The organism is Terriglobia bacterium, from assembly GCA_020073205.1.
GTDB lineage: Bacteria > Acidobacteriota > Polarisedimenticolia > Polarisedimenticolales > JAIQFR01 > JAIQFR01.
On the sequence record JAIQFR010000064.1, the window covers coordinates 18,929 to 36,511 of the forward strand.

Annotated in this window: 14 protein-coding genes; 8 read left to right on the forward strand and 6 right to left on the reverse strand. The window is 70.8% G+C overall.

The window, feature by feature from the left end:
- Positions 1–8: 8 nt before the first annotated feature.
- On the forward strand, positions 9–500 hold the full coding sequence (locus LAO51_13470; protein MBZ5639750.1) for a RidA family protein: 492 nt from the start codon (positions 9–11) through the stop codon (positions 498–500).
- A gap of 311 nt (positions 501–811) precedes the next feature.
- Here the strand turns inward: LAO51_13470 and LAO51_13475 are convergent, their stop codons facing one another.
- The 3 genes from LAO51_13475 to LAO51_13485 form a co-directional block, all read right to left on the reverse strand.
- On the reverse strand, positions 812–2,518 hold the full coding sequence (locus LAO51_13475) for a hypothetical protein (protein ID MBZ5639751.1): 1,707 nt from the start codon (positions 2,516–2,518) through the stop codon (positions 812–814).
- A gap of 328 nt (positions 2,519–2,846) precedes the next feature.
- Positions 2,847–4,340, reverse strand: a complete 1,494-nt coding sequence (locus LAO51_13480; protein ID MBZ5639752.1) for a beta-lactamase family protein — start codon at positions 4,338–4,340, stop codon at positions 2,847–2,849.
- A 121-nt stretch (positions 4,341–4,461) separates the two neighbouring features.
- A complete protein-coding gene (locus tag LAO51_13485; protein ID MBZ5639753.1) occupies positions 4,462–4,692 on the reverse strand; it encodes a hypothetical protein in 231 nt (76 codons plus the stop codon).
- Positions 4,693–4,755: 63 nt separating this feature from the next.
- Between LAO51_13485 and LAO51_13490 the strand changes: the two genes are divergently transcribed.
- From LAO51_13490 to LAO51_13500, 3 genes are all read left to right on the forward strand, one after another.
- Positions 4,756–7,431 carry a protein kinase gene (locus tag LAO51_13490; protein ID MBZ5639754.1) on the forward strand — a complete coding sequence of 892 codons (2,676 nt, stop codon included), beginning with the start codon at positions 4,756–4,758 and terminating at the stop codon, positions 7,429–7,431.
- Between the two features lie 97 nt (positions 7,432–7,528).
- Entirely contained in the window at positions 7,529–7,858 is a 330-nt protein-coding gene (locus LAO51_13495; GenBank protein ID MBZ5639755.1) for a metalloregulator ArsR/SmtB family transcription factor, read from the forward strand.
- Position 7,859: 1 nt separating this feature from the next.
- On the forward strand, positions 7,860–8,336 hold the full coding sequence (locus LAO51_13500) for an SRPBCC domain-containing protein (GenBank protein MBZ5639756.1): 477 nt from the start codon (positions 7,860–7,862) through the stop codon (positions 8,334–8,336).
- 90 nt (positions 8,337–8,426) lie between these two features.
- Here the strand turns inward: LAO51_13500 and LAO51_13505 are convergent, their stop codons facing one another.
- The 3 genes from LAO51_13505 to LAO51_13515 form a co-directional block, all read right to left on the reverse strand.
- On the reverse strand, positions 8,427–9,167 hold the full coding sequence (locus LAO51_13505; GenBank protein MBZ5639757.1) for an ankyrin repeat domain-containing protein: 741 nt from the start codon (positions 9,165–9,167) through the stop codon (positions 8,427–8,429).
- 58 nt (positions 9,168–9,225) lie between these two features.
- Complete coding sequence (locus tag LAO51_13510) at positions 9,226–11,952, reverse strand: protein kinase (GenBank protein ID MBZ5639758.1); 2,727 nt, start codon at positions 11,950–11,952, stop codon at positions 9,226–9,228.
- Positions 11,953–12,154: 202 nt separating this feature from the next.
- Positions 12,155–14,281, reverse strand: coding sequence for a hypothetical protein (locus LAO51_13515; GenBank protein ID MBZ5639759.1), 2,127 nt, complete (start codon positions 14,279–14,281; stop codon positions 12,155–12,157).
- 358 nt (positions 14,282–14,639) lie between these two features.
- Here LAO51_13515 and LAO51_13520 point away from each other — a divergent pair, with 358 nt between their 5' ends.
- The 4 genes from LAO51_13520 to LAO51_13535 all read left to right on the forward strand — a co-directional run.
- The gene (locus tag LAO51_13520) at positions 14,640–15,455 is read left to right on the forward strand and encodes a hypothetical protein (protein ID MBZ5639760.1); all 816 of its coding nucleotides are present in this window, start codon (positions 14,640–14,642) and stop codon (positions 15,453–15,455) included.
- A gap of 424 nt (positions 15,456–15,879) precedes the next feature.
- The gene (locus tag LAO51_13525) at positions 15,880–16,470 is read left to right on the forward strand and encodes an RNA polymerase sigma factor (GenBank protein MBZ5639761.1); all 591 of its coding nucleotides are present in this window, start codon (positions 15,880–15,882) and stop codon (positions 16,468–16,470) included.
- 234 nt (positions 16,471–16,704) lie between these two features.
- The gene (locus LAO51_13530) at positions 16,705–17,193 is read left to right on the forward strand and encodes a hypothetical protein (GenBank protein ID MBZ5639762.1); all 489 of its coding nucleotides are present in this window, start codon (positions 16,705–16,707) and stop codon (positions 17,191–17,193) included.
- Positions 17,190–17,583 (forward strand): response regulator (locus LAO51_13535; GenBank protein ID MBZ5639763.1); only part of this gene is annotated, 394 nt, incomplete at its 3' end. The genes LAO51_13530 and LAO51_13535, both read left to right, overlap by 4 nt.

The following is a 17,583-nucleotide window of genomic DNA, read 5'->3' on the forward strand; positions in this document are numbered from 1 at the left end:
AGCGGAACATGCCTCGAATCGAAGCCCGCTTGAGGACGCTCGGACTGACCCTGCCACCGCCGCTCGAGCCTCCGCCGGGTGTCGTTCTGCCGTTTCAATCCGTCCGCGTCATCGGCCTCCGGGCCCTCATATCGGGGCATGGGCCCCAGAGCCCCGAGGGACCGTTCGCCGAACCCCTGGGAAAGTTGGGGAGGGAGGTCAGCCTCGAGCAGGGGTACATCGCGGCTCGCCTCACGGCTCTCTCCATCCTCGGCAGTCTCGAGCGCGCTCTGGGCGACCTCGATCGTATCGCCGCGTGGGGGCGGGTCTTCGGAATGGTCAACTCGGCGCCGGGTTTCAACCGGCAGCCCGGCGTCATCAACGGATTCTCGGACCTGATCCTCGAACTCTTCGGCCCCGAGGTCGGCGCCCACTGCCGGAGCGCGGTCGGTCTCGCGGAGCTACCGTGGAACATTCCGGTGGAGATCGAAGGCGAGGTCGAGATCCTGCCGTCGCCCTGAGGCGGAGACGCCCCCCCCCGGCCCCGGCGCTTTCCTCGTTCTCCACAATCCCCTTATACTGGTCGGGTTTGCCGCCCGATTCCCGAACAGGCGCCTCCGGGCGCGGGGGAACGAACGACCATGGGCGGGATCCGGGCCTCGGCGCGGGTGCCGAGATGATGGGGCCAGGCATTTCCCTCCTCCACTACCGCCTCGTCGAGACGATCGGCGAGGGAGGGATGGGCCAGGTCTGGAAGGCGACGGACGCGACGCTCGGGCGCGACGTCGCGCTCAAGTTCCTTGGCCTCCGACACGTCGCGGTCGTCGCCGGGCTAGTCCTTCTTCTTGTCCTTCTCTTTGTCCTTCGGCTTCCCCTTCGCCGGCTCCGCCGGTCGCTTGCGCTCACCGGACGGCTGCGGCGGGGCCTTCTGGACCTTGCCTGATTCGACGATCGGCCTGGCGACGATCGGCGGTGTGGGGATCTTCACCCGCTCGGGCCGGGTCAGACGGACGTCGCGCGGGGGAACGAACGCGGGCGCGTGCTCCGCGACCCCCTTCTGCCCCCGAGCCTCGCCGGGCGGCGGCGCGGAACCCCTGTTTCCCGCGGGCTGGCTCCCACCGCCCATGCGCTCGCCGGGCGGCGGGGCGGAACCCCTGTTTCCCGTGGGCTGATTCCCACCGCCTTTGCGCTCGCCGGGCGGTGCGGCGGCTCCTCTGCTCCCGGTGGGTGGGATCACATGGCTCTCGCGCTCGCCGGCCGGCGGTTTGACCGAAGGCGAGGCGGCGGGTGCTTCCCACTTGGCCCGCTCGTCGCGGAATTTTCGAACCTCGGACCCGTTTCTGGCGATCTTCTGCCGCTGCTCGGCGTTGATCTGCTGGAACTTCAGTGGACTCGCCTGCCTTGCCGCGATCGTCCTGAGCGGCCCGGCCAGCTCGATGCCCTTCCGCTGCGGCTCGGGCAGCTTGCCCATGCGGGTTTCCAGCTCACGGTAGGTCCGCGCCGGGCGGAGATTCGCGTCGGTGCGGCGACGATCGTAGTCCTGCCGCTGGTGCTCGACCCAGTGCGGGTCGGTCCGGCGATGGCTCCAGCGGTCGTACTGGTAACTCGCGTCGTACCACGTGTGGATGCGCTCGCACTCGAACCGCGGGTAGATACCGATCCGGGCATAGGCGTCGTCGTAGTAGTCGCCGAAGTAGTAGTGGCTGTAGCGTGGATAGGCGAACAGGTTGGCGACCAGCAACCCGATATCGAGGGTGATGGAGGGCGAGTAGGAGAACCCCACCCGGGCATACACGGACCGAGGGAAATAGACCGGCGCGAACAACACGCCACGATGCTCCACGGCGTAGTCCCAGTGCCCTTCGGCAAAGACGTAGCCCCGCGGGCTCCAGTGGTAGTGGGACGGCACCCACACCCAGCCGGGCTGCTCCCGGATCCAGTAGCCCGGCCGCCGGACATAGCGGTCCTGCGACCAGTACCAGCAGCCGGGCACCCACGCGCGGTCCGGGGCCGGCGGTGGACCCGGCGGCTCGATGTCCGCGGTCGCCGGCGGCGCCGGCAGGTAGTCGATGGCCTGCGCTCTGACGGGCGCCCAGAAGCCCGCGACCCACTCCCAGCCGGCGGTCACAGGCGTCCAGTAGCCGGGCACCCAGTACATGTTCGGCGGAGCGACGCGCCAGCATGCGCTCACCCAGATGAAGTCGTTCCTGTCGGCGTCCCAGCTCCAGTAGCCCGGGACCCAGACATAGCGGTCGTCCTGCGGCCGGTCGGCGGGCGGGACCTCCTCGATGTTGGCTGGCGGCTCGCTTGGTGCCACCAGACCGGCCTCGGCCTGCAAACTGACCGGCTCATCGAACGCCTCGTTCACGGGGCCGCGGGTCAGCACCTCGGACCCGGCCGGCTGCTCCTCGGGCGGAATCGGTGGCTGCTGGTCTGCGGCGGCGGGATACGACGAGCCCGCCTGCGCCGCCGGCCGATCGTAGGCCGCCCATACCAACACCAACGACACGGCGATCAGTCCCACGATCCGGCATTTCATGGCGCTCTCTCCTCTGCCCCGGGGTTCCCCCGCCCTTGGGCGCGTCGCGGGGATGGTCATCGGCCAAGAAAGCCTCCGACTCCCCGCCGGGCTCATGCTAGCCCAACTTCGCCACGGTGGACGCGAGATTGTGGGAAGGCACGGCCGGGGGGGCGCGTGTCCGGGGACGGACGCCGCGAGGGTCGCGTCGCTCGAGATCCTCCGCGATCGACGCACCCGGCGGCTCGACACGTCGCCCCAGCACTAGGCGGGTTTCGTCGTCGAGGGACCCTGAGGCGGTCGGGGATCCCCCGGGCGCTCGAGCGCGCCTGCGGTGCGTCGCGTGGAATCACGTCGCGAGGAACAGGAGAGCGCCGGCCCTCAGTGCGAGGCCAAGGACGCGCCAGCGCAGCCGCGGCTTCGCCGCCGGCTCGCACCAGGCGAGGTGACGGGCCTCCCAGCACGCCGCGATCCCGATCACGGAGCCGACCGCCACCGAGGCCCACCCAAGGGCGAACGGAAGGTCGGCCCACGCTCCCCAGCGCGCCGCCGCGAGGAGGACGATCGCGCTCGTGGCGAGCGTCGCGGCCAGGCCGAGACGGTCGAGGGGAGGGACCGGTCCCCGCGGCCGGCGTCTCCGCCGGATGAAGCCCGCGAGGACGAGCGACGGCATCGCCATCGCGGAAAGGGTGAGAGCGACCGCGCCCCATCTCGGCCGTCGCGATCGCGGCGAGGGCAGCGCCGGGTCCAGGAGGGCGAGCGCGAGGGAATCGGCGTCGCCCATCCCGTTCGTGAGGACGACGAGGCCGCATCGCTCTTCGGGGACGATCGCGAGGAAGGTTCGGAAGCCGCCGGTGCCGCCGTTGTGCCAGATCACGTCGCGATCTTTCACGCTTCGATGGAGCCAGCCGAGTCCGATGCTTGACCCCGCGGAGTCGCCCGCGGGGCGCCGCGAGCGCTCCGCTTCACGAAGTGCCGGAGGATCCCCTGCGAGCGCCCGCGCCGAGAAAGCGAGCATCTGCTCCGCGGTGGCGGAGAGCGCGCCGGCGGGGGCGTACGCATCGAGATGCCAGGCCGCCGCCGGCCGCAGGTTCTCGAGGTGCCCACGCGCCACGGCGTGGGAGCGCGGGTCGGCCTGCCCGACGACGATGTCGTCGAGTTCCATCGGACGGAGGACGCGCTCGCGGAGCAGCCCTTCGAAGCTCCGGCCCGCGCGTCGTGCGAGAAGCTGCCCCAGCACCGCCATGCCGAGGTTCGAATACGAGAAACGGCCGCGGACCCCAAGGAATCGCCCGGGGACCTTCGCCACCGAGCGAAACAGCTCGTCAGCGGTGCTGCCCGCGTAGGGATCGCGGGACATCACCCCGCGAAGGAGCGGGCCAAGGTCGAGCGCGATCCGGGGCAGGCCGGAATGATGCGTCGCGAGGTCCTCCAGGGTGATCGCGGCGCGATCGACCGCGAGCCGGATCTCCGGCGGGAACAACCCGCCGATCGGGTCGTCGATCCGCACCTCTCCCCGTTCCACGGCGTCCGCGAGGAGCTGGCCCGTGAAGACCTTGGTGATCGACCCGATCTCGAAGTACGTCGCCCGGTCGAGCTCCGGGTGCCCCGGTATTCCCGAGCGACCGTACGCCACGAAGCGCCGGCGGCCGTCTTCGAGCACGCCGACGACGACCCCCGGAGCCGCCTTCGCGTCGTCGACGTAGGCGCGGAGCCGGTCCCGGATCCCGGCGTCGTCCGGAAGGCGGAAGGGTTCCCTCGGCGCGCTCCGAGCGGACGTCGAGAGCACCGATGCGGCCAGGATCGCCGTCGTCAACGCGATCCTCTCGTGGAGCTTCTCCAATTCGATCTCCGGCTCTTCGGCCCTCGTGCGCGCTCCGCGGTCGCGGATCCCCGAGGTCGACTTCGGTGTCCCTCGCCAGGCCTCGAGCGAGGATCATAAGCCTGGCGTCGTCTTTCGACCGCTAGTCCGCCCGGGCGGTGGACAGCTCGGCAGTGTACTCCTTGGCGCCGCTCGCGACGTCCCATCGGCTCTTGTCGCCCTCGGTACGGACCGGGTCCCACTTGCCGAGATCATCCAGCTCGATGGCGGGAAGCTCGTGGTCGGCGAGTGCCGAGCGCGACATCGCCGCGTCATCGGCGAGGCGCTCGAGCGTCCACGGCGCATCCGGCTTCTCGTGCAGGAGCGCGAGCACGCGGCCGAGGTGATTCCGACAGGGATCGAGGCGCGAGCGCCGGCCCTGCGGTAGAATCGAACGATGTCCCCAGGCGATTCCCTGCTCCAGTACCGGCTCGTCGAGAAGATCGGCGCGGGAGGCATGGGGGAGGTCTACCGCGCCCGCGACACGAAGCTCAACCGCGACGTCGCCATCAAGGTCCTGCCCGACCTTTTCGCGAACGAGCCCGACCGTCTCGCGAGGTTCACGCGCGAGGCGCAGACGCTCGCCTCCCTGAACCACCCGAACATCGCGCAGATCTACGGCCTGGAGGAATCGGGCGACGTGCGGGCGCTCGCCATGGAGCTGGTCGATGGCGAGGAGCTGACCGCGCACATCGCGCGCGGGCCGATGCCGCTAGCCGAGGCCCTCCCCATCGCGCGGCAGATCGCCGACGCGCTCGAGGCGGCTCACGAGCAGGGGATCATCCACCGCGATCTGAAGCCCGCGAACGTCAAGGTGCGTCAGGACGGCACGGTGAAGGTGCTCGACTTCGGCCTCGCCAAGGCGATGGACCCGGTGGGCGCGTCGGGCGGGAACGTCATGAACTCCCCCACGCTCACGGCCCGCGCGACGCAGCTCGGCATGATCCTCGGCACGGCGGCCTACATGGCCCCCGAGCAGGCCCGCGGCAGAGCGGTCGACCGGCGCGCCGACATCTGGGCCTTCGGCGTCGTGCTGTACGAGATGCTGGCGGGCCGGCGGGCGTTCGACGGCGAAGACGTCTCCATCACCCTGGCGAGCGTTCTGAAGGAGGACGTGGACTGGCAGGCGCTTCCCGCGGATCTGCCGGCGCCGCTGCGCCGGCTGCTGCGCCGCTGTCTCGAGAAGGACCCGCGGCGGCGCTTGAGCGCCATCGGGGACGCGCGGCTCGAGCTCGACGAGAACGAGCCCCCGGCCGCCCCACCGGCCGCGATGGCCCCGGCCGGCCCGCGATCGATCGGCCTGCCCGCCGCCCTGGGCATCGCCGCCGTCGCGGTGCTCGCGACGGCGGGCGTCATGCGCCTGCTCTCCCCGGCCGCCGCGCCTTCCGGCTCCGGCGGCCACTCCCATCTCGCCATCGCCCTCCCCGACGGCGACGAGTTCACCGACACCAACCGGTTGCCGCTGGCCTTGTCGCCCGATGGCTCCGTGCTGGCCTACGTCGGCCGGCGGGACGGAAAGCCCCAGCTCTTCCTTCGCAGGCTCTCCGAGATGGATCCGGTCGCGCTGGCCGGCACGGATGGCGCGACCATGCCGTTCTTCTCTCCCAACGGCCAGTGGATCGCCTTCTTCGCGGAGGGGAGGCTGAAGAAGGTCGCCGTCGACGGCGCGGGACTCCAGGTGATCTGCGGCGGCGCCGCCGATCCTCGGGGCGGAAGCTGGGGCGCGGACGGCAACATCTACTTCGCGCCGACCAATTTCTCCGGCATCTGGATGGCGCCGGCGTCGGGAGGGGCCGCGACGGAGCTGACCCGGACGGATCGTGCCAGTGGCGAGATCAGCCACCGATGGCCGCACGCCCTGCCGGACCGTCGGTCCTTGCTCTACACGATCTGGACCGGTCCGGGCGCGGACGAGCGGCAGATCGTGGCGCAGTCGATCGCCACGGGTGAGCGCCGCGTGCTCCTGTCCGGCGGCGACACCCCGCGTTACGCGGCCGCCGGCTATCTCCTCTACGCCCGCCGTGACAGCCTGTTCGCGGTGCCGTGGCGCCCGTCGCAAACCGACCTCGGCGGCGAGGTGCCCGTCTCGCTTCCGGAGCGTCCCCGTCTCGAGAACGAAGGTGCGGCGGACTACGCGGTGGCGAACAACGGCACGCTGGTGTATCTGCCCGGGGGCGCGGCGCGGTACGCCCAGCGGCTGCTCTGGATCGATCGCGCCGGAAGAACGGAGGCCCTGCCGCTGCCCGAGCGCGTCTCGATCTCGCCGGATGGACGCCAGGCGGCCGTGCAGGTCATGGAGGGGACCACGGGCCTCTGGCTCTACGACTTCTCGCGCCACACGCTGACGCCGTTCGTGACGAGCGGCGGCAGCAGCCAGGCTCCGGTCTGGACTCCGGACGGCCGGCGCCTCGTCTATCGCGGCACCCGCAATGGCCAGCGCAACGTCTACTGGAAGGCGGCCGACGGAACGGGCGACGAAGAGAGGCTGACCACCAAGGAGGGCGTGGTACAGACCCCGACCTCGGTCTCGCCCGACGGCCAATGGGCTCTGTTCACGGAGGGGGGCGCCCAGACGCGCGGCGAGACCACCCTGTGGAGGCTTCGTCTGAACGGCGAACGCACCGCCCAACCGCTGGCCCGGGAGTCGACACGCGCGATCAACGGGCGCGTCTCTCCGGATGGCAAGTGGCTCGCCTACCTGTCGGACGTGTCCGGCCTGCCGGAGATCTACGTCCAGCCGTTTCCGGGGCCGGGCCCCCGACTGCAGGTTTCGAACGGCGGCGGCACCGAGCCGCTCTGGTCTCGCGACGGCCGCGAGCTGTTCTACATCCTCGGTGACAAGCTCATGGCGGTGGACGTCGCCTCGGAGCCGGCGCTTGCCACGGGCCAGCCGCACGTGCTGCTCGAGGGTCGGTTCCGGCCGAACAGCAACGGCAACACCCCCTACGACGTGTCGGCCGACGGGCGCCGCTTCCTGCGCATCCAGCAGGTTCATCCCGACCGCGCGGTGGACCACGTGGAAGTCGTCCTCGATTGGTTCGACGAGCTGAAGCGGCTCGCGGCGACGAAGTAACCCGTCAACGGGAATCGTGACTCCCGTCAAGCCGGTGCATCGCTGCGTCGAAGGCGAGGGCTTGACGTCCTCCGAGGCATGATCCATACTTAACCTTATGGTTAACTATAGTCGACGTCAGCTCGATCTCACCTTCGGCGCCCTCGCGCATCCGATCCGCCGCGGAATCCTCGCGCGCCTGTCGTCGGGCGAGGCGACCATCGCGGAGCTCGCCAAGCCCTTCGAGGTTTCGGCACCCGCGATCAGCAAGCACATGCGCATTCTGGAGAAGGCCGGCTTGCTTTCGCGGAAGAAGCACGGGCGCGAGCACCGCTGCCGCCTGGAGCAGAAGCGGATGAGGGAGGCCGAAGCTTGGATCGAGCACCACCGGAGATTCTGGAATGATCGCCTCGACGCCCTCGAGCGCTATCTCGAGGAGAACCCCTGACATGACCGCCGACAAGAACACTCCGAACGACACCGATCGCGAGATCGTCATCACTCGCCTCATCGACGCGCCGCGCGAGCGGGTCTTCGAGGCCTGGTCGGAGCCCGCGCGGCTCACACGCTGGTTCGCGCCGCATCCTTACACACTTCCGCTCTGCGAGATGGACTTCCGTCCCGGCGGCCGCTTCAGGATGGCGATGCGCGCCCCGGAGGGCGTGGAGCACCCGTTCACCGGTGTCTACCGGGAGATCGTGCCGCCCTCGAGGCTGGTCTGGACGGGGGAATTCCCCTATGGGCCGGTCGATCAGATTCGGACGACGGTCACCTTCGAAGAGGAGGGGAAGAAGACCAAGCTGACGGTGCGCCAGACCTTCTCGGCGCTCACCCCGGAGACCGAGCCCCACACCAGGGGGGCGAAGCAAGGCTGGACCGCGACGCTGGACCAGCTGCAGGCGCTGGCGGAATCGGACGAGCGGTGAGGAGCACGCATCGAGGTCGGCGAGGAAGCCGATCCACGCTTGCGAGGATCACATGGGGTAGCGACGCTCGCCACCTTCCGCCGGACGTCGCTACGACCGGGTGTTGCTCTCCGGCAGGTAGTCGCCGAGGAAATGCCACTCCATCCCGTTGCCCCAACCGGCGCCGTGGTCGCTGGTGATCGTGGTCCGCGCTCCCAGGCCGATGCGGTGCGGCGGGAACGCCAGCATCGCGAGGATCGCGCCCGGACGCTGGTGCTCGCTCGCCCAGGTGAGCGGCGAGTCGCCGTTCGCGTCGCGGGCCTCGCGGTCGGCTCCGTGGCCGAGGAGGAACCGGAGGGTCGCCGCGTCGGCGTAGGCGGCCGCGCGATGGAGCGGCGTCTCCCTCTTGGTGCGCACGTCGCGCATGAAGGCGGCGGTCTCCCTGCCCGCAACCGTGCGCGCGTTCACGTCGGCGCCGTGCTCCACCAGGAGCCGCACCACGTAGAGGAAGTAGGGCCGCCCCGCCTTGGCGAGGGCGTTGTGGAGCGGCGTCTCGCCGCTCTCTGTCCGGTGGTTCACGTCGGCGCCGTGGAGGATGAGGAAGTCGCAAACCTTCCAGTGCCCGAAGAAGGAGGCATGGCCGAGCTCCTCGTTCAGGTCGATGCTGCCGAGGTCGCCGCCGGCGGCGAGCACCGCTCGCATGGCGGTGACATCGTTGTAGTAGACGCACCACTGGAGCGGCGTGTACTCGCCTTCGCGGAGGAGCGCCCGCCAGTCGGGATGCCGCAGGAGCTCCACCATCAGGTCGGTGCGCCCGCGGCGGATTCGATCGAGGAGAGTGGCGGTGTCCATCGGTTGCCTCCGACGTGAGCGCGCAGGCTCGGGTCGGCTCAGCGGGATCCGGGATCGCTCAGCGCTCGGCCGCCGGCTCCAGGATCTCGTCGCGGAAGATCGGCCGTCCCGCCTGCGAAGTCCAGAACCCGTAGAGCGCCGGGGCAGCGATGAAGGCGAGCGCCAGGAGCATCGCCCCCAGATACCAGCCGGCCGGGTGCGGCGTGAGCGGCATCTGGTCGATCAGCGAGGAGACGCAGAACATGGTCGCGAGGGCCAACAGACCGGCCCGGAACAGGACCAGCCAGAAGATCGCCAGGAAGAGGAGCGTCGCCACGATGTACCCCGGGATGCTCCCCGAGTCGGGGTAGAGCAGCACCAGCGCCAGCAGAGAGACGGCGACGAGCGCCGGACCGGTGCGTCGCAGCAGCAGCCGGAAGATCAGAAGCGTCGTCACGGGGAAGATCATCTCCAACAACTGCTGGGTGTGGATGCCAGCAAAGGCCACGAGAGCCGGCACGGTTCCTCGGAGCGGCTCGAGGGTCCACGCGTTCCAGAGCGGTAGCGCCGGTGCGCCGCCGAGCGCCTCCGGGATACGCATCGAGAGGTGCCCCAGGAGCGTGCCGAGCGCGCCGGCCGCGCTTCCGATCAGGAGGTCGCGGCCCACCAGGGGATCCCGGAAGCGCCCCTCCAGCACCCTCACCCACGAGACCAGCATCCGCGGCCAAAGCCGCCGGGCATACGGCTCGACGGCCAGATAGAAGACGTAGGCGAGCCCCACCCGCTGCATGGAGTACGAGAGATGACCGATGAAGAGGTCCAGCTCGGAGGCCGACGCCACGTGGTGCGCTCCGAGGAACCACGTCATGCGTGCGGCTCCGAGGTAGAGCGCGAGCCGGAGGGCGCCACGCCGGTCTCCCCTGCCCCGGCGAACGTTCCGTAGCGCCACGATCCCCGCGACGATGACGACGGCGATGAACCAGACGGTGTTGACGAGCCGCCCGACTCGATGCCAGAAGCCTTCCGGCGGCGGAGGCTCCTCCGCGGGGCGGGTCCAGGGCTCGACGACCCGCAGCGACACCGGTCTCCCGCCGGCCGCGGCCGCCTCGATCCTCAGGTGGATCTCCGGCTTGCCCGGCCAAGACGCCGTCCAGGCGGCGCGCCGGTCCGCGAAGACCGGCGGAGCCCATTCGGGCTGTGAAGGCGCCAGCGTGGTCGCATCGACGCCGGTCGCTCGCAGGAGTGGTCCCCAGTCCGGCTCGGCCGGCGCCGGTGCCGGCGTGGCTCGCTCTCCCGGAACGACCAGGAACGAGATCAGGCGTCCATCGGGATCGAGACCGACCCGCGCCATTCCAGGCGTAAGGTCCGGAGGATCGGTCAGCCAGTCTCCGATCGTGGCCCCGTTGATCTGCGCCAGCTCCCGCGGGCTCTCTCGGTACCAGAAGCGAATCCCGCTGGGCGGGGCCGACCGGAGGACGTCCCACCGGTTGACGCCCGCGCCCTCACGGCGGAGCACGTCCTCGAGGTAGTGCCGATTCGCCTCGAAGGCAAAGAGACTGTCGGCCGGTTTCCGGTCGTGGCCGGCTTGCGCCAGGATTTCCCGCGCGCGCTCTTGCAGGAACTCGGGAGGCTTGTCCAGCGGGACCATCCCCACGAGTGAGGTGCGCGGCGCCAGCGCGAACACGGCGGCGACGGCCAGGATGAAGACGGCGAGAGCGCCCCAGGAGAGCGCCGGCGACGCCGCGCCCCGGTCTCCCGCCTCGGCCACCATCTCCGGAGACGGCGTCTCCCCCGCGGCGAGGGCGGCCGCGAGCGGATCGCCGCCGGGCAGGGCGGCGGCGACCGAAAGGGCCGAGGATGGCCGGCGCGCCGGATCCGCGTCCAGGCAGCGAAGGATGACTCGCTCCACCGCCGGGTCGAACCCCTCGACCAGGCTGGAAGGAGACGCGGGCGTCGTCTCGGACTGCACGCGCCGCAGCTCGCCGGAGGACGACGCCCTGAAGGCCGGCTTGCCGGTGAACAGCTCGTACAGGACCAGTCCGAGCGAGTAGAGATCGCTGCGCACGGAGACTTCCCGTCCCGCGAGCTGCTCCGGCGCCATGTAGCCGGGCGTTCCGGAGCGGATCTCCTCGCCGCCGATCTCCCCGGCGAACCCGGCGAGGCCGAAGTCGGTGATTCGCGCCCGCCCTCGGCCGTCGATCATGACGTTCGCGGGCTTCAGGTCCCGGTGCAGGACGCCGACGTCGTGCGCGGCCGCGAGTCCGGCGCAGAGCTGCCGCGCGATCTGGATCGCCTTGTCCTTCGGAAGGCGCCCGATCCGGCGCAGGAGCGATGCCAGGTCCTCGCCGTCTACGTACTCCATCGAGAGGAAATGGTGCCCGTCGGCCTCGCCGGCGTCGTAGATCCGGCAGACGTTGGTGTGGGAGACCTGGCGCGCGGTCCGCACTTCATTGAGGAAGCGCTGGAGACGCTCCGGGTCCGCGTCGAACCCCGGCGGCAGGAACTTGAGGGCGACGGGCTGCCCGAGCCTCAAGTCGTCGGCCCGGTAGACCTCCCCCATGCCCCCCTTGCCCAGCAGGCCCACGATCCGGTAGCGGCCGGCGAGGACGACGCCGGGAACGAACCGCGCCTCCGCCGGCCCGAAGTGAGACGGGACCGGGCGCCGCGCCGCCGGGCCGGCGCCGCGCTGGAGGTTCTCCGTCGGCAGCGCGGACGAGGGTGAAACCGCCTGACCGCAGGACCCGCAGAAGCGACTCCCGACAGGGAGGACACTCGAGCAGTTCGGGCAGGTGCTCGGGGCGGACATTTCACAGAGTCTACCATGCGAAGCGAGGGGTTCGGTGGAGCCGCTCACGCCGACGGGACAGACTGCACCCGAGCTCGAGGTCGAGGATCTCGTCGGGGACCCCGGGCTACTGGCGGCGGAGTTACCGCACGACGATCCAGCGCCGGAGCCTCGCGCATCGAGCGAGGGACGAAAAGCCCCGCCTCGGACCGACGAGCGCGAGTCACGGACAGGTGCTGGGTACCGGTACCGGAGCCCCGGTCCCGTCGCGGCCGATGACCGAATCCCCGCACCCGCGCCGCCCGACCAGGTACCAGGCGACCGCGTTCTGAGGCGGATTCGGATCCGAGAGCGACGGGACGCTCGCCGTGCCCAGACAGGTCTCGTCGTATTGCCACGGCGCGCCCGGCGGCGGCTCCTCGCCACGGTAGACGACGAACGTGCCGCCCGAGCCCCCATCGTCCCAGGCCAGGTTCGCCACCCCTCCCGACCGGCCGAGGCGGAGGCTGCCGCCGATCTCCAATGGGGGCGCGTTCGTGGGATCGGCCGGCGCGCAGTCGCAGGCGTCCCCGAAGGCATCGCCGTCCTGGTTCGCCTGGCTCGCATTGGCGACGAGCTGGCAGTTGTCCGCGCAGTTCGTGACACCGTCGCCGTCGGCATCTCCGGGCTCGTCGATCGAGCCGTCGCAGTTGTTGTCGACCCCGTCGCAGAGCTCGACGTGCCCCGGGGCCTGCGCCGCGCTGGCGTCGTTGCAGTCGCCTCCCAAGGGCGTGAACCCGTCACCGTCGCAATCCGCCTCGGTCCCGATGATCGAAGCGATCCCCGCGTCCTGTCCCGGAGAAGGCAGGAGATCCTTGCTGATCGAGCCCACGAGCAGATCGGGCTCCCCGTCGCCGCTGAGGTCGACGGAGGCCGAGACGGTGGAGCCGAACTGGTCGAAGGCCGAGGCCGAGACCGGGTCCGTGATTCGCTGGACCACGGCGCCCGTGCCGGTGTCGAAGACGAGCACCGAGCCGGCGTCGTTTCCGGCCGAGGTGTCGTCGAATGGAGCTCCCGCCGCGATCCACGGTCGTCCGGGAGTCGTCCGGTTCGGCCAAACGGCGAGCGAGAGCCCGATGCAATCCGAGGAAGCGCTGGCCGGGTCGGTCATCTTCGAGATGCGCGTGTGGAGACGCCCGTCGAGGAGGAGAACGCTCCCGTCGGAGGTCACCCCCGACCGGGTGTCGTCGAAGGGCGCGCTGGCGACGATCTCGACGACGCCGTCGCCGGTGATGTCGGGGTAGATGGCGAGCGCCTGGCCCAGGTTGTCGTCGGCGCCCCCCTGGGGATCGAGCATCCGGGCGACGAAGCTCCCGTCGGCTCCCGAGAACAGGAGCACGGAGCCCGCGTTGACTCCCGCGGTATCGTCGTTCGGCTCCCCGGCCACGATGTCGGGAACCCCGTCGCCCGTCAGGTCGGGCGTTCCCAGGACCGCGGCCCCGAGAAACGCCTGCGTCGACGGGCTCGGGTCCTGCAAACGCCGGAGGACGGCGCAGGTCGCTCCCGAGAACACGATCACCTCCCCCTGCTGCGAGAACGCGCCGCTCCTGTACGGAACACCCGCGACGATCTCGGGAACACCGTCGCCGTCGAGGTCCCCCACGGACGCCACGCCCCCGCCATACCAATTGTTTCCGCCGACATTTCCCGGGTTGTTTCCGAAGCCGAGGAAGTCGTTGCTCGCCGCGCTCGGATCGACGCACTTCCGGATCGAGGCGCAGTTCGCGCCGCTGAACGCGACGACGCTTCCGGAATTCGGCGTGTTGGGATTGTCGTCGAACGGCGCCGCCGCGACGACGTCCGGAACGCCGTCCCCGTTCAGGTCCGGCGTCACGGCCAGGGACCACCCGAGAGAGTCCCCGGACAGGCCGAGAGGATCGATCATCCGGCACACGACCGTCCGCGTGGCGCCAGAGAAGAGCGTCACGCTCCCGCGGTCGATCGTCGGGCTGTCGTCGAGCCGGCTCGCGACGAGAAAATCGGGGCGCCCGTCGCCGGTGACATCGGGGATGCCCGCCACCGCGCTCCCGAACCGATCGCCCGCCGCGCCGGTGGGATCCGTGACGCGCACGCCGGCGGCGAGCGAAGGGAACCCTTCGTCCGTGATGCCGTCGCAGTCGTCGTCCCGTTGATTGCAGACCTCGACCCGGGAGGGATTCACTTCCTGACGGGTGTCGTCGCAATCGCCGCACAGAAGGCCCGTCGGGTCGCATCCGGGAACGGTGCACGCGGCGTAGCCGTCGTGGTCCGCGTCGGGGCATTGCGCCGCGCGACCCGCCGAGAGCGCCCCGAGAAGAACGACGCCGAGCACGCCCGCTCGTATCCATACGCCTCGAGCGGCGCTTCGCGCGCGCGATATCGAGGGTGCCATGTCTCCTCCTGTTCGACGATCGCCGGGCCCGACGTTCGGGCCCATGATCCGAGGCCGAGGTCCGGTGACGGACCCGGGCGTCGCGCCGCCCACCCCCCTCCCACATCCTCCAAGCGTTCCGATTCTCCTCTGAGCCCGAGCGGCTCGCCACCGGGTCGCCGACCGGGTCGGGCACCGGCGCGTCGGGCAGCGCTCATCGCGCGGGTTCTCGCCGCGGTGGCCGTGGTCGCCCTCGCCTTCACGCTTTGGCGGAAGCCTCCGCCCGCCTCATCTGGGCTTCCGGGTCTCTCCCGACGGCTTGCGAGCCCTCGTCCAATCCGGGTCCGGAGGCGGCGCCTCGGACCTGTGGCTCGTCGACCTCCGTACCGGCGCGATGAACCGGCTCACCCACGGCGGTCAGAGCGGCCTCGGCGTCTGGCTTCCCGACGGCGTTCGGCTCGTATACCCGCGCGCCAATTCCGAAGGGGGTGACTCGGTCGTCGTGCGCCGGCTGGACGGCGCGGGCGGGGAGTGCGAGATCGCCCGGGCCGCGAATCCCGTGTTCGTCACCGGCGTCACGCCCGACGGTCGCGAGGTGATCTACAGCGACTTCGGGAAGCGGGACGGCCGCCTGCACCTCGCCGCGGTGGATGGCGCCGCCGCGTCCCGGGAGATCCCCGCCGAGGGCGGGGGGTACGAAATGGCCGGCACCCTGTCGCCCGACGGCAAGTGGCTCACCGACGTGACGAACAGGACGCACCGAGAGGAGGTGTGCCTGCGGCGCCTGGACGGGAGCGGAGGAAGCTGGCAGCTCACCAACAACCAGGGCGGCGGCGTCCGCTGGGGACGGGACAAACGCGAGCTGTTCGTCGTAACCGGAGAGATCCTGATGCGCGTGCCCCTCGCCGCACGCGGCGACGACCTCTCGATCGGACCGGCCGAGCCCCTCTTCGACGTGCCCCCGACACCGACGGAAAGCTCGCTCCGCGAGTACGAGTACGACCCGGTCCACGACCGGTTCCTCTTCGCCCGCCCGCCGAGAGGGGTTTCGGAACGGCGCGAGATCGCAGTGTCGCTGAGTTGGGCGAAACGGCTGAAGTCGCGGCTGGGTGAGAAGCATGGAGAGCGGAGATAGGCCTGGGAGTCCTCGCGACGTCGATGTCGGGGACAGGGCTCGAACCTCCATGGCCCCAAGGCCGTGGGATTCTGAGGGGAGGTCCACCGAGGGTGTAAGACTCGCGGCACCTCTGCGTCCGCATGGGTGAGCGGCGCCGAAGCGGGACCACCACGAAGGCGGACCCGGTGAAACGCCTCGAAAGGAAAGGAGCTCCCCATGTCGAACCCGACCCAGGACTTCTGCTCCTGCGGAACCGCCTGCACTTGCTCCCCCCGCGTCCTCCGCCCAGAGACCGAGCCCTTGGTCCGGGCGGCCTGCTGCGAGGACGGCCGGTCTACCGGTCAGCCGACCCGGTGCGACTGTGGGTGCTGAAGCGCTCTCGGGGCCCCGCGGCGTATCCTCGTCGCGGGGCCCCGATTCCGTTCGTCCGGGAGGCACTTTCATGGATGGGAGCCAGGCCGCAGGCCCGCCCGACCCAGAGACGCTCGCCGTGTCGCCGGGAATCGTCGCGGTGCTGGTCGAGAACCACCGCCGGTTCCTCGCGTTCCTCGAGCGTCGCGTCGGCTCGCGGGACGTCGCGGAGGACATCCTGCAGGATGCCTTCGTGCGCGGCCTGGCCCGTGCGGGCCAGCTCCGCGATCAGGAGTCGGTCGTCGCGTGGTTCTACCGCTCGCTTCGCAACGCGCTGGCCGACCACTGGCGCCGGCGAAGCTCCGAGCGGCGGATCTTCGACGATGCCGCGGCCGGGGCCGAGCCGTCGGTCGATCCCGAGCTGATGAAGACCGTCTGCGAGTGCGCCACGGCGCTGCTCGACACGCTGAAGCCGGAGTACGCGGAGGCGCTCCACCGGGTGGAGCTGGACGGCGTCAGCGTGAAGGATTTCGCACGGGAGAAGGGCGTCACCCCGAACAACGCCTCCGTGCGGCTGTTCCGGGCGCGCGAGGCGCTTCGACGTCAGGTCGAGCGCAGTTGCGGCACCTGCGCCGAGCACGGGTGCCTCGACTGCACCTGCGGCGGATCCGCGTGCGGCTGACGAGGTCCGATCCGCGGCGGGCGGCCTGCCTCTCCGGTCCGATCGTCTCTTGGCGGCCACCGGTGCGTGACCGATCCGAGTCTGCCCATCCCGCCGCGATCGACTCGAAGGAGCGCCCGCGAGGCTCCCGCGCACACTTCCGCACATGTCCTGCACGATTGCCGCACCTCCCCGAGGCACACTCGATCCCGTGGGCGGCGGCATGGGGCCGCGGCCCGAACGCGGAGGGTTCCGATGAAGACCACGACGATGATCCTGGGTGCGGCGGGCCTCGCGCTGGCCGTCGGCCTGGTGGCGGTGGCGGGGACGGCGGACCACGGCGGACACGGCGGACACGGGCCCCACGGCGCCGAAGGCCCGTTGGCGGTGCCCCAGATGGTGGCCTGGCTGGTGGACGGGGCGCTCGACGGCCTCGGGGTCAGCGACGAGCAGCGGGGCCGGGTGCTGGCGGTGAAGGACCGGGTGATGTCCCAGGCCCAGGCCCTGCACGCGGAGCACGCGGCGACCCACGAGGAGTTCAAGCGGCAGTGGGACGCCGACAGGATGGACGCCGCCCGCCTGCACGCGCTGGTGGACGCGCATGGAGGACCTTCGCCGGGTGCTCCACGCCGCGGTGGACGGGGTGGTGGAAGTTCACGACACCTTGACCCCCGAGCAGAGGCGGGTGCTGACGGAGCGGCTGGAGGCGATGCACGGGGAGAAGTGATTATCATTCGAGCGTGACCACCGAGCCGATCCTGGCCGCGCTCCTCGTCGAGGACGACCTGCGCCTGGCGAGGCTGACCGCCGAATACCTCTCGGGCCACGGGGTCGCCGTCACGCACGTCGCGGACGGCGCCCGTGGTCTGGAGGAGGCCCGGCGTCGCCGCTACGACGTCGTACTCCTCGACCTGATGCTCCCGGGGCTGGACGGCCTCTCGGTGTGCCGGCAGCTTCGCGAGCGCTCCGACGTACCGATCCTGGTCCTGACCGCCCGCGGGGAGGAGGCGGACCGGGTGCTGGGGCTGGAGCTGGGGGCCGATGATTACCTGGCGAAGCCGTTCTCCGCGCGGGAGCTCCTGGCCCGGATCCGGGCCGCCGTCCGGCGAGCCCGAGGGCAGGCCGGCCCGCCCG

What these genes read in the sequence shown, in the direction of transcription:
- LAO51_13470 (MBZ5639750.1), top strand. Translation starts at nt 9, where the DNA reads ATGCCTCGAATCGAAGCCCGCTTGAGGACGCTCGGACTGACCCTGCCA.
- LAO51_13475 (MBZ5639751.1), bottom strand. Translation starts at nt 2,518, where the DNA reads ATGAAATGCCGGATCGTGGGACTGATCGCCGTGTCGTTGGTGTTGGTA.
- LAO51_13490 (MBZ5639754.1), top strand. Translation starts at nt 4,756, where the DNA reads ATGTCCCCAGGCGATTCCCTGCTCCAGTACCGGCTCGTCGAGAAGATC.
- LAO51_13495 (MBZ5639755.1), top strand. Translation starts at nt 7,529, where the DNA reads ATGGTTAACTATAGTCGACGTCAGCTCGATCTCACCTTCGGCGCCCTC.
- LAO51_13500 (MBZ5639756.1), top strand. Translation starts at nt 7,860, where the DNA reads ATGACCGCCGACAAGAACACTCCGAACGACACCGATCGCGAGATCGTC.
- LAO51_13505 (MBZ5639757.1), bottom strand. Translation starts at nt 9,167, where the DNA reads ATGGACACCGCCACTCTCCTCGATCGAATCCGCCGCGGGCGCACCGAC.
- LAO51_13510 (MBZ5639758.1), bottom strand. Translation starts at nt 11,952, where the DNA reads ATGTCCGCCCCGAGCACCTGCCCGAACTGCTCGAGTGTCCTCCCTGTC.
- LAO51_13525 (MBZ5639761.1), top strand. Translation starts at nt 15,880, where the DNA reads ATGGATGGGAGCCAGGCCGCAGGCCCGCCCGACCCAGAGACGCTCGCC.
- LAO51_13530 (MBZ5639762.1), top strand. Translation starts at nt 16,705, where the DNA reads ATGAAGACCACGACGATGATCCTGGGTGCGGCGGGCCTCGCGCTGGCC.